This is a genomic window from Bacillus sp. FSL H8-0492 (assembly GCF_038006145.1).
In the GTDB taxonomy this organism is placed as follows: Bacteria; Bacillota; Bacilli; order Bacillales; family Bacillaceae_G; genus Bacillus_A; species Bacillus_A mycoides.
This window is the reverse complement of sequence record NZ_JBBOUP010000001.1, coordinates 5277663-5291581: the sequence shown is the minus strand read 5'-3', so window position 1 is coordinate 5291581 and position 13919 is coordinate 5277663. Positions and strand designations below refer to the sequence as shown.

The 13919-nt window shown below is 32.6% G+C and carries 15 protein-coding genes; 14 read left to right on the top strand and 1 reads right to left on the bottom strand.

The features are described from left to right. Nucleotides 1-72: 72 nt before the first annotated feature. The 12 genes from walR to MHH66_RS27220 all read left to right on the top strand — a co-directional run bounded on the left by walR (nucleotide 73) and on the right by MHH66_RS27220 (nucleotide 11111). Entirely contained in the window at nucleotides 73-780 is a 708-nt protein-coding gene (gene walR, locus MHH66_RS27275; protein ID WP_000971867.1) for a cell wall metabolism DNA-binding response regulator WalR, read from the top strand. Nucleotides 781-783: 3 nt separating this feature from the next. Continuing rightward, entirely contained in the window at nucleotides 784-2619 is a 1836-nt protein-coding gene (gene walK, locus MHH66_RS27270) for a cell wall metabolism sensor histidine kinase WalK (RefSeq protein WP_002143958.1), read from the top strand. Next, nucleotides 2616-3953, top strand: a complete 1338-nt coding sequence (locus tag MHH66_RS27265; RefSeq protein ID WP_063219291.1) for a YycH family regulatory protein — start codon at nucleotides 2616-2618, stop codon at nucleotides 3951-3953. Before walK ends, MHH66_RS27265 begins: the two co-directional genes overlap by 4 nt. After that, nucleotides 3934-4770 (top strand): two-component system regulatory protein YycI, encoded by an 837-nt coding sequence (locus MHH66_RS27260; RefSeq protein ID WP_063219290.1) that lies wholly within the window; start codon nucleotides 3934-3936, stop codon nucleotides 4768-4770. The genes MHH66_RS27265 and MHH66_RS27260 overlap by 20 nt, the downstream gene beginning before the upstream one ends. Continuing rightward, the gene (locus tag MHH66_RS27255) at nucleotides 4754-5548 is read left to right on the top strand and encodes an MBL fold metallo-hydrolase (RefSeq protein WP_002143955.1); all 795 of its coding nucleotides are present in this window, start codon (nucleotides 4754-4756) and stop codon (nucleotides 5546-5548) included. Before MHH66_RS27260 ends, MHH66_RS27255 begins: the two co-directional genes overlap by 17 nt. A 63-nt stretch (nucleotides 5549-5611) precedes the next feature. Beyond that, nucleotides 5612-6799, top strand: a complete 1188-nt coding sequence (locus MHH66_RS27250; RefSeq protein WP_002035000.1) for a S1C family serine protease — start codon at nucleotides 5612-5614, stop codon at nucleotides 6797-6799. Nucleotides 6800-6852: 53 nt separating this feature from the next. Then, entirely contained in the window at nucleotides 6853-7038 is a 186-nt protein-coding gene (locus tag MHH66_RS27245; protein ID WP_001052825.1) for a CxxH/CxxC protein, read from the top strand. A 59-nt stretch (nucleotides 7039-7097) separates the two neighbouring features. Further along, the gene (rlmH, locus tag MHH66_RS27240; RefSeq protein ID WP_002130178.1) at nucleotides 7098-7577 is read left to right on the top strand and encodes a 23S rRNA (pseudouridine(1915)-N(3))-methyltransferase RlmH; all 480 of its coding nucleotides are present in this window, start codon (nucleotides 7098-7100) and stop codon (nucleotides 7575-7577) included. A 184-nt stretch (nucleotides 7578-7761) separates the two neighbouring features. Further along, complete coding sequence (locus MHH66_RS27235; RefSeq protein WP_131828951.1) at nucleotides 7762-8520, top strand: DUF6615 family protein; 759 nt, start codon at nucleotides 7762-7764, stop codon at nucleotides 8518-8520. A 260-nt stretch (nucleotides 8521-8780) separates the two neighbouring features. Continuing rightward, the gene (locus MHH66_RS27230; RefSeq protein WP_078184994.1) at nucleotides 8781-9329 is read left to right on the top strand and encodes a hypothetical protein; all 549 of its coding nucleotides are present in this window, start codon (nucleotides 8781-8783) and stop codon (nucleotides 9327-9329) included. A 16-nt stretch (nucleotides 9330-9345) separates the two neighbouring features. Beyond that, nucleotides 9346-10059: a hypothetical protein gene (locus MHH66_RS27225; RefSeq protein ID WP_078184995.1), complete on the top strand. Its 714-nt coding sequence runs from the start codon at nucleotides 9346-9348 to the stop codon at nucleotides 10057-10059. Between the two features lie 20 nt (nucleotides 10060-10079). Next, nucleotides 10080-11111 (top strand): hypothetical protein, encoded by a 1032-nt coding sequence (locus tag MHH66_RS27220; protein WP_078184996.1) that lies wholly within the window; start codon nucleotides 10080-10082, stop codon nucleotides 11109-11111. Between the two features lie 51 nt (nucleotides 11112-11162). Here MHH66_RS27220 and MHH66_RS27215 read toward each other — a convergent pair whose 3' ends face one another. Further along, nucleotides 11163-11381, bottom strand: a complete 219-nt coding sequence (locus MHH66_RS27215) for a helix-turn-helix domain-containing protein (RefSeq protein WP_078184997.1) — start codon at nucleotides 11379-11381, stop codon at nucleotides 11163-11165. A 245-nt stretch (nucleotides 11382-11626) separates the two neighbouring features. Here MHH66_RS27215 and MHH66_RS27210 point away from each other — a divergent pair, with 245 nt between their 5' ends. Both MHH66_RS27210 and MHH66_RS27205 read left to right on the top strand, forming a co-directional pair. After that, complete coding sequence (locus MHH66_RS27210; RefSeq protein WP_078184998.1) at nucleotides 11627-12520, top strand: ankyrin repeat domain-containing protein; 894 nt, start codon at nucleotides 11627-11629, stop codon at nucleotides 12518-12520. A gap of 458 nt (nucleotides 12521-12978) precedes the next feature. Further along, entirely contained in the window at nucleotides 12979-13725 is a 747-nt protein-coding gene (locus tag MHH66_RS27205) for a rolling circle replication-associated protein (protein WP_070178744.1), read from the top strand. The last annotated feature ends 194 nt before the right edge of the window (nucleotides 13726-13919 follow it).

The window sequence follows — 13919 nt, the reverse complement described above, 5'->3', positions numbered from 1 at the left end:
TAGGAACATACTATAGAAACACCAATATGTTTGAGGATTATTGATCATATTTTTATAAGGAGGAAATAGACGATGATGGGAAAGAAAATTTTAGTAGTTGATGATGAAAAGCCAATTGCGGATATTTTGAAATTCAACCTAGAAAAAGAAGGTTTTGAAATTGTAATGGCGCATGATGGTGATGAGGCGATTGAAAAAGCAAATGAAGAACAGCCAGATATGGTTTTATTAGATATTATGTTACCGGGAAAAGACGGTTTAGAGGTATGTCGTGAAATACGTAAAAGCTCAGAAATGCCAATTATTATGCTTACAGCAAAAGACTCTGAAATTGATAAAGTATTAGGGCTTGAGCTTGGAGCAGATGATTATGTAACGAAGCCATTTAGTACGAGGGAGTTACTTGCTCGTGTGAAAGCGAATTTACGTCGCCATCAGCAGGGTGGTGCTGCAGAGAAAGAAGAAAATACCGAAATGGTTATTGGACCAATCGTTATCAATTCGAACGCTTATAGTGTAACAAAGCGTGAAGAAAGCATTGAGCTTACACATCGTGAATTTGAATTACTACATTATTTAGCGAAGCATTTAGGTCAAGTTATGACTCGTGAACATTTATTACAAACAGTTTGGGGTTATGATTATTTTGGAGATGTACGTACAGTAGACGTAACAGTACGTCGTTTACGCGAAAAAATTGAAGATAATCCAAGTCATCCTACTTTAATTGTAACTAGACGTGGGGTAGGGTATTACTTGCGTGACCCAGAACAGGAATAGTATATGAAGAAAGTTGGTTTTTTTCAATCTATTCATTTAAAATTTGTGCTCATATATATGCTGTTAATATTAATAGCAATGCAAGTAATTGGTGTATATTTCGTCAGGGAATTAGAAAAAAGCCTTGTAAAAGGCTTTCAAGATTCCTTAACGCAGCAAACAAATCTACTTTCTTATAACCTGAAGCAAGAGTTTGTAAAAGAACGTCCTAAAACAGAATCAGTAGATAAAGCTATTAATGATTCGATTCAAAAATTTGCATCAGATCGTAAGAAAGATATTCAAGAAGTAAGTGTAATTGATTCTACTAAAAAATTAATGGCAATTTCAGACGGGTCTAAGCAAAATAAGGTAGGAAGAACGTCAGCAGATACAGCTGTACAACGGGTAATGGTACAAAAGAAACCAGAGTCAAAGATTGAGAAAGATGGAAATACAGGTCATCGAGTTCAAGTTATGATTACCCCTATTCTAAAAGATCCAGGCGGAGAGGTACTTGGTGTCATTCATATCGTTGCATCTATGGAAGATGTGTATAAACAAATGAAGGACATCAACCAAATTTTCGCAACGGGTACAGTAATTGCTTTATTAGTAACAGCTGTACTTGGAATTTTATTGGCTCAAACAATTACGAGACCAATTTCAGATATGCGAAGACAAGCAATTGAAATGGCGAAAGGAAATTATTCGCGAAAAGTAAAGGTGCATAGTCACGATGAGATTGGACAATTAGCATTATCTTTTAACAATTTATCTAAAAAATTACAACAAGCTCGTTCCTCCACAGAAAGTGAAAGACGAAAATTATCATCCGTTTTATCACATATGACAGATGGAGTAATTGCTACTGATCGAAAAGGGGATATCATTTTATTAAATGATCCTGCGGAAAAGATGTTAAATGTTTCGCGTGAAACGGCGCTAGATCAATCAGTGTTAGAAGTGCTAGGAATACAAGAAGAATTTACACTGGATCATTTATATGAAGAGCCTGATTCAGTTTTATTAGATTTTAGTACGAGAAATGAACCATATATTTTACGTGCTAGTTTCTCTGTTATTCAAAAAGAAACAGGGAAGGCAAATGGTTTAATTGCTGTATTATATGATGTAACAGAGCAGGAGCGGATAGAACAAGAGCGCCGTGAGTTTGTTGCGAACGTATCTCATGAGTTAAGAACGCCGTTAACAACGATGCGCAGTTACTTAGAAGCACTTACTGATGGAGCATGGCAAGATCCCAATATTGCACCGCAATTTTTAACGGTTACACAAGAAGAAACGGAAAGAATGATCAGGCTTGTAAATGCATTGTTACAACTATCTAAACTAGATAGTACAGAACATCGCTTAATGAAGGAATGGGTCGACTTTACTGATTTCTTTAATAACGTTATCGATCGTTTTGAAATGTCTAAAGAGCAAAATGTAAGCTTCAAACGATCTTTCTCTAAAAAATCTCGATTTATTGATATGGATACAGACAAAATTACACAAGTTTTATATAACATTATTTCCAATGCACTAAAATATTCGCCAGAAGGTGGTACAGTAACATATCGCCTACGTGACCGCGGGGAGTTATTAGAGATTAGTGTGAGTGATCAAGGAATGGGAATTCCGAAAGAAAATGTAGATAAAATATTTGAACGTTTTTATCGTGTAGATAAAGCGCGTTCGAGACAAATGGGTGGTACAGGTCTTGGGTTAGCTATTGCGAAAGAAATGATTGAGGCACATGGCGGCTCGGTTTGGGCGAAAAGTGAGGAAGGAAAAGGGACAACTATTTATTTCACATTGCCAATGGCGACAGATGAAGAGGACGATTGGGAATGAGTATGGAAAACTTTAAAACGATAGTTCTAATTAATTTGGTTGTCATTAGTCTATTTCTTACTTTTAACTTGTGGACATATGTTCCTGATTCTACTTCTATGCAAAATACAAAGTTCGTTCAAGGTAACGAAGAGATAAATACGATAAAGATTTCGGAGGTTGTTCGCCCATCCTCTGTCGTTATTCATAAAGAGAAAAATCATTATGTAAGCGAAAAAAAGGAAAATGTGGATTTGATCTATAAAATTCTTGAAAACGGAGAATTACATAATTTCGAGGAAATAACGGGGACAGTCCCTAAAGGTGATTTTCTGTCTTATGTACACGGAGAAGAAAAAATTGAATTTGTTTTTCCTACAAATATCCCGTTAGATACGATTAAAAATATGTTTAATATTAAAGATAAAAACATAGAAAGTAACAGAAGTTTTAATCGTATTATAATTGATCCTTCTAGAAGTAAGGACCAAGAAATTAAAGTTAGCTTTGTTTCCTATGATACTCCTCATAAAATATATCAAGCAACATTGAGTGGTGCTTATATAAAGGATATTATAAATGCTCAAAATCAACTTATAACAGTAGCAAGACCATATTTTGAGTATCAAATAAATGATACAAAAAAACTTTTTTTACCAGAGGGGATTACGGAATTAAGTAAGGCAGAGTATATTACAGCTAAACTAGAAGTGGATCCATTTAAAAATGCTTTATTTAGTGATCCACGTTATTTAAGTCCTATTTCTGAGAAAACAAAGGAAACATTTACAGATGGCATTCGTTCTATGGAAATTGATAAATCGGATGCAATGTTGAAATATAAAAATTCCGCTGTACATGGTGATAAATCTACGGATAATGCGGTAGTTTTACAAAAAAGTTTTGACTTTGTAAGTGGGCATAGTGGATCCTTGAAGTCCTATCGTTTTGATTATATTAATGGGAGGAAAACTTCATTCCGTTTATATGAGGATGGTTTGCCTGTATTTAATGCAAATGGAATAGCAGAATTAAAACAAGTATGGGGTTCAGGTGAAATTATGCAGTATGAAAGACCCTTTTTTGAGTTCAGTATTACTTTGCCTAGTAAACAACAAACAACTTCTCTCGCATCAGGTCGTACAGTGATGACATCATTAGAGAATAATCCAGAAATTGATAAAAAATCAATTCAGGATGTTGGTATTGGTTATAAAATGTCATTGGAACCGTCCATCAGTGATGTAAGAATCGCTGTCTTACAGCCGATATGGTATGTAAAATGTGAAGAAGATGGTAAGCAACAAATATATGAGTGGAGTGAGGGGGGACTAAATGGATTGGGATCGAATTAAAACCATATTTATTGTGACCTTTTTTGTTTTAGACCTCTTTCTTATCTTTCAGTTCATTCAAAAGCAAGATAGTAATCAATTAGAACTTGTGACGGAAACGAAAATCGATCAACAATTAAAAGCCGAAAAAATTACTATGGGAAATTTCCCTAAAGAACCGAAAAAAGAGTCATTTATAATGGCAAAAAATAAGGGTTTCAAAGAAGAAGATGTGCAATCTTTAAAAAATCAGACAGCGCATGTGCAAGAGGAATATCAAATAGAGGGTAAATTAAAAGAGCCTTTTTTAAATACAAAATCATTGTCAAAAGATAAGTATAATGAGTTTTTGAAAAATTATGTGCTGGATGGACAAAAATATGAGTTTGGAGCAATAAAGGACTCAAAAATTTACTTCTTTCAAAAGTATAAAGATAAACCAATCTTCTACAATAATCGTGCGATGATTGTTGTAGATTTAAATGAAAAAAATGAGCTTATTTCATATACACAAACAATGTTAACGGATTTGAAGGAAATGGGCGAAAGCGAAAAGACGAAAGAACAAGAAATTATTACTGCTCAAATAGCTTTAGAAAATATATATTTGAAAAATAAAATTGCAGAAAATACGCACGTGAAAGAGGCGCAGATTGGATATGCGACTCTTGCGGAGTCTTCTTCTAATATACAAGTGCTTGCTCCAACATGGAACTTAAAGACAGAACAAAAAAAGGATTTTTTTGTGAATGCAATTGAAGGACAAGTTATGGAATTAGGGGAAACTCAAGTGCCGGAAGAACATAATGGAGTGAGAAAGAATGAGCATGCATTTTAGTGTACTTGCAAGTGGAAGTACAGGGAATATGCTATATGTAGGAACAGATGAAAAAAAACTGCTTGTCGATGCAGGTTTAAGTGGTAAAGCGACAGAGGCTTTATTTAAACAAGCTGAACTGAATATAAATGACATATCAGGTATTCTTGTAACACATGAGCATAGTGATCACATTAAAGGATTAGGTGTATTGGCGCGTAAATATGATTTACCTGTTTATGCGAACGAGAAAACATGGAATGCAATGGAACATTTAATAGGTAATATCCCAACTGATCAAAAATTCATTTTCTCAGTAGGAGACGTGAAAACATTTGGGGATATTGAAGTTGAATCATTTGGTGTTTCTCATGATGCGGCGGAACCGATGTTTTACGCTTTTCATAACAATAATAGAAAATTAGCTCTTATTACAGATACGGGCTACGTAAGTGACCGTATGAAAGGTGTTATTAAGGGAGCAAATGCTTTCGTGTTTGAAAGCAATCATGATGTGGAAATGCTTCGTATGGGACGCTATCCATGGAGCATTAAGCGACGTATTTTAAGCGACGTTGGCCACGTTTGTAATGAGGACGCTGCATTAGCGATGGCTGATGTTATTACAGATGAGACAAAACACATTTATTTAGCACATTTAAGCTTAGATAATAATATGAAAGAATTAGCGCGTATGTCTGTATCACAAGTATTAGAAGAAAAAGGTTTTGGGGTTGGAGAATCCTTTGAAATACATGATACGGATCAAAAAGTGCCTACGAAAATTCAATACGTATAATTCTTCATTTTAGTAAACAATAAAGGTGAATATAGTTGTTTTCAGGAAGATAGGTGAACAAATATGTCCTTTATTGATGAAGAAAAATATCGTATTAAACGTGCAGGCAAAAAGAAACATAAAGGTATTGTCATTTCTAGCATAGCGGGGACAATTGTAGGGGCTTCATTATTTGCGTTTGGAGCTCCTTTATTTTCAAATCATGCAGGTAAGCTTCCGCAAGCTGAAGCAAGTGAAAAAAATATGGCTGAAGCTCAAAGTGGAAATGTTCCTGTTAAACAGATTAGCTTTGTAGACGCTGTTGATCGTGCTTCAGAGGCTGTTGTTGGTGTTATTAATATTCAACGAGACAATTTTTCAGAGGCTGATTCGGAAGCTGGTACAGGCTCTGGTGTGATTTATAAGAGAACAGATGGACATGCGTATATTGTAACGAATAACCACGTTGTTGCTGGGGCGAATCGTATTGAAGTGAGCTTAAGTGACGGTAAGAAAATTCCAGGTAAAGTATTAGGAACCGATGTAGTCACGGACTTAGCTGTACTAGAAATAGATGCGAAGCATGTGAAGAAAGTGATTGAAATTGGCGACTCTAATACCGTTCGTAGAGGAGAACCAGTTATTGCGATTGGAAATCCACTGGGGTTACAATTTTCCGGAACTGTCACACAAGGTATTATTTCGGCTAATGAGCGTATTGTTCCTGTAGATTTAGATCAAGATGGACATTACGATTGGCAAGTAGAAGTATTGCAAACAGATGCGGCGATTAATCCAGGTAATAGTGGTGGAGCGCTTGTAAATGTAGCGGGACAATTAATAGGTATTAACTCAATGAAAATTGCAGCAAAAGAAGTAGAAGGAATTGGACTAGCTATTCCAGTTACGAGAGCTGTTCCTATTATGAATGAACTAGAAAAGTACGGTAAAGTAAGAAGACCTTACGTTGGGATTGAACTAAGATCATTAAATGAGATTCCGAGTTACTATTGGTCAAAAACATTACACTTACCAGGTAACGTAACAGAAGGGGTCTGCATTTTAGATGTGAAAAGTCCTTCGCCAGGTACGGATGCGGGTCTTAGAGAACATGATGTTATTGTGGCGGTAGATGGAAAAGCGGTGCACGATATTATTGGGTTCCGCACGGCCTTATATAATAAAAAAATTAATGATAAAATGACTCTTACGTTTTATCGTGGTACAAAACGAGCGACAACAACGGTGAAATTAGGCATTCAAAAGTATTAAAAACAGGAGGGCCTACCTCCTGTTTTCTATTGTAGAAAAGTGAGGTGAAGAATATGAATTTACCTTGTTGTTTAGAACATGTTGAATTAGCATTAGATATCATTGTGGATGAGTGTGAAGTCGCACCGGTTATTAACAATGTGGATAACTCTGAAGAAGAGAAAAAAACATGTGAATTTTGTCAAAATGAGGCGACATATGTTGTATCGAACACAGATTCTCACACAATATGTGGGTAACATTTGTGGATATGTGGATAAGTCCTGTGGATAACGTGTTTGTAAGGTGGGGAATAAATGTGAATATCTCGATTATTTCAATCGGAAAATTAAAAGAAAAATACTTAAAACAAGGTATAGCAGAATACTTAAAACGATTATCTTCTTACGCAAAAGTAGAAGTAATTGAATTGCCAGATGAAAAGGCACCAGAAAATTTAAGTGCAGCAGAAATGTTAATTGTAAAAGAAAAAGAAGGTATTCGTATACTGGATAAAATTTCTGATGATACGCATGTCATTGCGTTAGCTATAGAAGGAAAACAAAAATCATCAGAAGAATTTGCGGTAAGTATAGATCGCCTTGCTACATATGGAAAGAGCAAGATCACATTTGTAATTGGTGGATCACTGGGGCTTAGTTCTGAAGTAATGAAGCGTTCAAACGAATCTCTTTCTTTTTCGAAGATGACATTACCACATCAATTAATGCGATTAGTATTGCTTGAGCAGGTGTATAGAGCGTTTCGGATTAATCGTGGTGAACCGTATCACAAGTGATAGTAAAGCGGAAAGTTGAACTTGTGTTTTTGGAGAATACTCTTGAAATGAATCAGGAACATTTATAAATATAATTTTTAAAAAAGGAACAATTTTATTATAGATTGTTCTTTTTTTTAGGTGTATATTTTTATTATATTATTCAATTTTTATAAGAGGTTTTATGGGGGGAGTGGGGAGAAAAATGAGTAATAATACTATTCAACTTTTCGAAAAATTGGCGGAGGATACATGGGAAAGAATTGAATATGGAGAAAATTTAAATTGTAGGCAGTCTGAAGAAACTATAACAGACATTAATTTATTGGATATAATGCGTGCCGAATTAAAAAATGTAGTTGTATCAAAAGCCAATAAAGGTAATGAAAAATTTACAGGTTTAGATTGGGAATGGTGGATAGGTTCGAATTCAACAGGGTGGTGGAGATATGCTATTCAGGCAAAAAAGATATCACCAGAGGGGAAGTATGCCAAGCTAAGGCATAAAGTAAAAGATGAATATCAAATTAATATATTAGAGAGATATTCAAAAGCTAATAATTGTATTCCTTTGTATTGTTTTTATAACCATATTGAAGAAGAGCCTTTAGATAAGTATTGGCATTGTGTAGATGAATATGAGAAAAAACAACTGGGGTGTACGGTTGTACCTTTAGATATTGTAAGAGAAGCTTTTCAAAAAGGAGCAAATAAGAGTTTTTTTGCTTTACATAAGGATAGAAGATGCCTCCCGTGGAGATGTTTAGTTAAATGTCCTAGATTTAACGAATTGTATCGTAAAGGTGCACCAAACTTTTTAGCGAGTGCTGGATATAAAAGTGTAAAACCATATGAGATAAACTTAAGTGACATAAAAAGCAATTATGTAATTAATCCTGAATTTTATAGTAAGGAAATAGATATACTTCCTAAACGGATACTTATTATTGAAATAAAAGATTGATAAAAATTATTTAAAGGAAAAGATTAGTAAAAAATATTTGGAGGAAAAGCAATATTGAGATTAAAATAATAGAAATAATCTTAACATAGGATTAGTATAGATAATATTAGGAACAATAGTTTAAGACGATATTGATAATCAGCATATTGCTATAAAAATGAATGATTGTAAAGATATTCCGTATTGGAAGATGACATTTAGGTACATAATGTGTAGAATAGGATTAGAATTATTATTGATTTTGATAGGGAGGGATGGCTATGCTACAATATAAGATTTTTCATATTTTTGATAAGCAACAAACAGTAAATTGTTTGATACAGAAGTTTGGTAAAGAAATTCTTATTTTCAATGACAACTTGGTGGCCATTCCTTATGATTATGGAAAAAGAGGTTATAAATATGTTTTGGAAGGTGTAAGGGAGTTACCAGTTAAGCAATTAATAATAACCCCCATAAACTTCCTTAAAATGTTAGAATTTGCTATAATCAATAGTTGTCATATCAATAATATAACATTTATAGATTCAATTCCTGGAGAAGAGCAAGAATTTATAAAAGATTATACTCAAAGGTTGAATAGACCTATAGATAGTAAAGAAAAATATCACATTTTAGATAAATTATTTAAGGAACTTGAATGGCTTGCTTTTGATGAAAGTATAGACATAAAGTCTGTTAGTATAAGCTGTCAAGGAAGCGATTCGCCATTAAAATATGATTTAGAACTTTATAATAATGGGGTATTATTGGCTGATGATATTTCTATACTCGATCAAGTGCAAAAGCTGATAACTTATATTAATTAGTGATGGTGTATAATATATGGATGTTATATTTAAAATTAGAAAAGGTTTTGTAAAGTGGGTTACTCTTGGTAGTCCACTTTTAGCTATAGTAATGATTTATATTTTTGGATTTCAGCCTTTAAACTACTTTAAAGGAGTATTAAACCCTGATTTTTTCGATAATATAAAACAAAGCAAGACTGAGTTTGTGGTTAATCAAGCATTTATCACATTTTTGATAAATGCGGTTATGGAATTTTTTAGACATCTGGGTAACTTTGGTGTGAAAATTGTAAATAATGATAGAAAAGATACTACTTATTTACCTTTAGGAACGGCACAAAAACAGAAAAAACTCTTTATGGAAGTTAAAGTGAATTATAGGAATGAAGTGTTCAAATTCTTTTTTGAAAAATTAGGTGGATTAAATCTTTATATCTGGATACCTCACTGGGTGTCTATGGCAATAAGCAATCAAGAGAATTTTGAAAGAGAAACTATTGATACTACTAATATCAAATATATATCCGTATCTTTAGAAAAGGCAATTGGACATAAGGAAATTGAAGGAGATATACATTTAAACGCTCTAATTTTATCAAATGCAACTTCTTTAATAGAAGGGAATATAACTTCACAAATTAGACCTGCTACTAGTAAGTTAATACCTAAAGTATGTTGTTATTTCTTGATATTATTCTTTTTCGAATTAGGATCAAATAAACATAAATTAATTTCTTCAAGGGGATAAGAGAGAGGGGAATACACCTAATGAAAACTTTTTCTATGTTTGAATTTCCAGGGGTGCAAAATATAGAAGCTGCTCAAGGACTTATTGGAAATAATCGCTATATGGAGAATAATATTAATTGGAATGATAGGCCACTTAGTTCGTCTATCACTGAAATACCCAATTTTAATTTAGCTAATCCTGAAGTAATTGAATTTAGTGGTAGGGAAGTAAAATATCTCTTTTTTAACTGTTCGACAGAACGGGCTAGAAAAGAAGAGTATTGGTATGGATTTGAAGGATTACTCAAACCTAGGGAAGAAAGGGTTAATCAATATCAAGCTGAAGTCTTATTATTTGAATATAATAATGAGGTGAAGTGCATTGTGTTTAAGGGCGTTACTCTAGCAAAAACCATTCTAACAGATTGTTTGCCAATAGATAGATGGGGAGAAAGAGACGTAGCCCAATTACCGGTAACAGAAGATTTATTATATTGGATTTTTAAAAGGTATATTGATTTAAGACAAAGTCCGCTTTCACCCCAACATAATATGTATGTTACAGCTTTAAAAAGTTATGCAGGAAAAACAAGAGATAATGTTAATGCTATGAGGGGAATGGGAAATCGTATTTCTACTATTCTAGGGACTCTTGCATTTTTATTTAATAATGAGAATTTAAAGGCTGTTCGACCACAACTTCAATATGAAGGAGAAGTAATGTTAATTGAGGTTAGTTTGACAGGTACATGCAGAATTTGGGAGGAAGAATACCAGGGTAGATGGTTAATGCATGGGGGTAATAGGCTAACTAACATTTTAGCAATGTATTGCTTTGTGGTAATAATACCTAACTTGATTGATAGCTATCGGGAAAATATTGCTCGAGGGGTATGGTCACCGCAATTAAAGGTGGAATTTTTACAGAGTTTGGGGAACGAAATAAAGGACCAAGTAGATGCAGAGTTAAATAGATTGCAAATTGAAATTATAGAGGATAATGATGAATTACAGGAAGAAGAATATTTAGATATATTTGATGTTAGCGAAGAAGATGACATGGAAGGATAAATTTAAATATTAAAATTAGGAAAGCACCCATTTAACTGTGGGTGCTTTTTATTAATTATTTTTATCAAAGTCAATAATCTCTCTAATATCCTCAATATTAAAAGTCTCAGCAATCTTCTCTATATGTTTAAAGTTAATATTTTGTCTCTTCTGATTAGCTAATTCACTTAAAGCTGCGTGACGAATATCAGTTAATCTCGATAACTCTCTTAAGGATACTCCTTTTTCTTTAGTTAGTTCATGTATTTTTACTATAACTTTTTTAGTCATCTTAATCCCCACCCAACTTTTATCAGTTGACTTTATGGAGAAAGATACCATATAATTTTTAGAAAAGTGGTACGCTTTAGCGTACCACTTTATTGTGAATAATCCCTTTTGTAAATTAAAGGATAAAGTGCAATTAATAAAATATGAAATCTGTCGAATTTATGCTTATTAAGGAAGGAGAAATAATAAATATGAAGAATAAATTGTAAAAATATGGTTTTTAGAAGGTGGCAGGAGGGAAAAAGATGCGAAAATGGTCATCTACAGAGGTGAAAAAGAATAATCCCATATGGAAACGTAGGAGTGTATGGGCACTTACTATAATAGTTATTATAATTATTGCCTCAAAATTAGGTGCTTTTAGTGATACGTCTAAAGGTAGGAGTGAAGAATTTTATAATAGTGCTCTCGAGGCTTTCAATGAGATTAATTATGTTGTTGAAGAAAATAAACCTGTTAAAAATAATGATGGAATCAAGTGGATGGATAAGCAATTAAACGATATGGATAAAGTTTCTTCAAATTTTAGTGAAGAGGAAAAAGAGCTACTTAGAGGATTACAACTCTTATTTAATGCTGCAAATGGATTAATGTTACACAATGAACGTATAGAGGTTTTAGACGATAAGTCATTGAAGGCATTAGAACAAAATTATTGGTCTATACGTTCGGTAATAGCGGAACGTCTTAACATAGAGGATAAATTAAAAAGTAATTCGTTAAATTTATTTAATTCCTCCGATGCTAAAAAAGAAGAGAATAAATCGCAGAATGAAGTGAAAGAAGAGACTAAGAAGGAAGATAAGTCATTAAGCACTTCAAGTTCCTCTGCTAATATTAATGATGTAGATGATTACGGAGTTACTAAATTAGCACGTGCGTCAGGTGAGGGAAATATTGAGTTAGTTAAAGAATTATTAAAGAAAGGTGCTGATCCTAATTTGTACGAAGATCATGGAGAATCACCTTTAATTTGGGCAGTCCGATCCAGCCAAGATAATGTAGTAAAAGTATTATTGGAAGCTGGGGCTAATCCAAATGTAAAATTAGCGGGAGGTATTACTCCTTTAATGATTGCAAAAGAAGAAGGAGCAAATGTTACTATTAAATATTTATTAGAGCATGGAGCAGAAGAGTAATCATTTAAATTAAATAATACATTAAATTTAACCACTTGTTGATTCGAGTGGTTTTAATTTTTTATAAATTCTATCCTTATTTTAATAAGTATATATAGTTCTCTCGATAACTTGTTGTAAGTGGTAGTAGTAAAAATGAATTAACTATTAATTATATTAGGACGAAGTCCCTCTGCGTAGCAGAGAAGAGCTAACTTTGAAAGTAATTAAAGGGGATTTTGAGATAATGAAATTCAGTAAAGTAAGGTGTATATAGAAGTTTATTTATTAATAGTAAATATTAGAAAGTTATTCTTAATAAGGTTGTATTAGCTAAAAGTTGTAGGCCACATAGATAATAGATGTTTTGTTCACATTTTGTTCACAATTATAATATTTTTTTAAAAAATTTATTAACCTCTCGGATATTTTTTTATTTTCCTCCTTTGTTTAAGTGAAAGTTAAAAAGGAGGAATAGAATGGAGAGTTATAATTGTAAATTGATTGATTTGGGTAATTACGTAAAAGTAATTAAATATGAAAAATCAATACCTACTGCTCAAGTTAAGGCTACAAGTAAAAGTATTAGTGAGAAGCTATATTTAGATGTACAAGAGAAAGGTTTATCTAAAGTAAGAAAACTGAAAAATAGTGAAATAGATAAATTTATCCATATTATTATCTTGAACTTCAAGGTGAATGACATGTTTATTACTTTAACCTATAAGAAAGAAGAGGTTACCATTAATGAAGCGAGTAAGGATTTTGATAATTGGATTAAACGAATGCGTTGGCGATATGGTGATTTTAAATATATAGCTATACGCTCTTTTCAAAAACGTGGAACTATTCATTATCATATTTTGGTCGATATACCAAGATTACCTAAAGAGGATTTGAAAAATAAAACTTTCGAGAAGATATGGGGACATGGGGAGGTTTATATTAAACGAATTTATAAACTGGGAGTTGTATATTCTCATTCACCTTTATTAAAGTATTTGGTTGGCAATTTAAAGGAGTTTAAAGCTGATGAAAGAGCGTTTGGAAAAAGGTTATATATAAAGAGTAAAAATCTTATTGAGCCTATTGTAATTAAGGGTGACTACAATAAAATTGTAGAGCATCTAAAGAAAGATAAATCTGATTTGGAGCAGATTGATAAACGTAAATGTAGTGTTGAATTTATTGGGAGTATAGAAACCCGAATATATAAAAAAGGATAAAAATTAAAAGTAAAATTAGTTTTAAAATATATATTTTTTAAAATGTCGATAATCCCTCTAATAACGATACATTTAAGAAAATATTTTGGAATTTGGAAAGGTTTAAAAAGATATTTTATAAAGTTAATAAAAAAATTGTCAATTTTTGTTGGAATTGCAATCAAGAAGTAATATGATTTTTATTGTAAAAAATT

Coding starts and splice junctions, on each gene's coding strand:
- walR (WP_000971867.1), top strand. CDS start 73: ATGATGGGAAAGAAAATTTTAGTAGTTGATGATGAAAAGCCAATTGCG.
- walK (WP_002143958.1), top strand. CDS start 784: ATGAAGAAAGTTGGTTTTTTTCAATCTATTCATTTAAAATTTGTGCTC.
- MHH66_RS27265 (WP_063219291.1), top strand. CDS start 2,616: ATGAGTATGGAAAACTTTAAAACGATAGTTCTAATTAATTTGGTTGTC.
- MHH66_RS27260 (WP_063219290.1), top strand. CDS start 3,934: ATGGATTGGGATCGAATTAAAACCATATTTATTGTGACCTTTTTTGTT.
- MHH66_RS27255 (WP_002143955.1), top strand. CDS start 4,754: ATGAGCATGCATTTTAGTGTACTTGCAAGTGGAAGTACAGGGAATATG.
- MHH66_RS27250 (WP_002035000.1), top strand. CDS start 5,612: ATGTCCTTTATTGATGAAGAAAAATATCGTATTAAACGTGCAGGCAAA.
- MHH66_RS27245 (WP_001052825.1), top strand. CDS start 6,853: ATGAATTTACCTTGTTGTTTAGAACATGTTGAATTAGCATTAGATATC.
- MHH66_RS27235 (WP_131828951.1), top strand. CDS start 7,762: ATGAGTAATAATACTATTCAACTTTTCGAAAAATTGGCGGAGGATACA.
- MHH66_RS27230 (WP_078184994.1), top strand. CDS start 8,781: ATGCTACAATATAAGATTTTTCATATTTTTGATAAGCAACAAACAGTA.
- MHH66_RS27225 (WP_078184995.1), top strand. CDS start 9,346: ATGGATGTTATATTTAAAATTAGAAAAGGTTTTGTAAAGTGGGTTACT.
- MHH66_RS27220 (WP_078184996.1), top strand. CDS start 10,080: ATGAAAACTTTTTCTATGTTTGAATTTCCAGGGGTGCAAAATATAGAA.
- MHH66_RS27215 (WP_078184997.1), bottom strand. CDS start 11,381: ATGACTAAAAAAGTTATAGTAAAAATACATGAACTAACTAAAGAAAAA.
- MHH66_RS27210 (WP_078184998.1), top strand. CDS start 11,627: ATGCGAAAATGGTCATCTACAGAGGTGAAAAAGAATAATCCCATATGG.
- MHH66_RS27205 (WP_070178744.1), top strand. CDS start 12,979: ATGGAGAGTTATAATTGTAAATTGATTGATTTGGGTAATTACGTAAAA.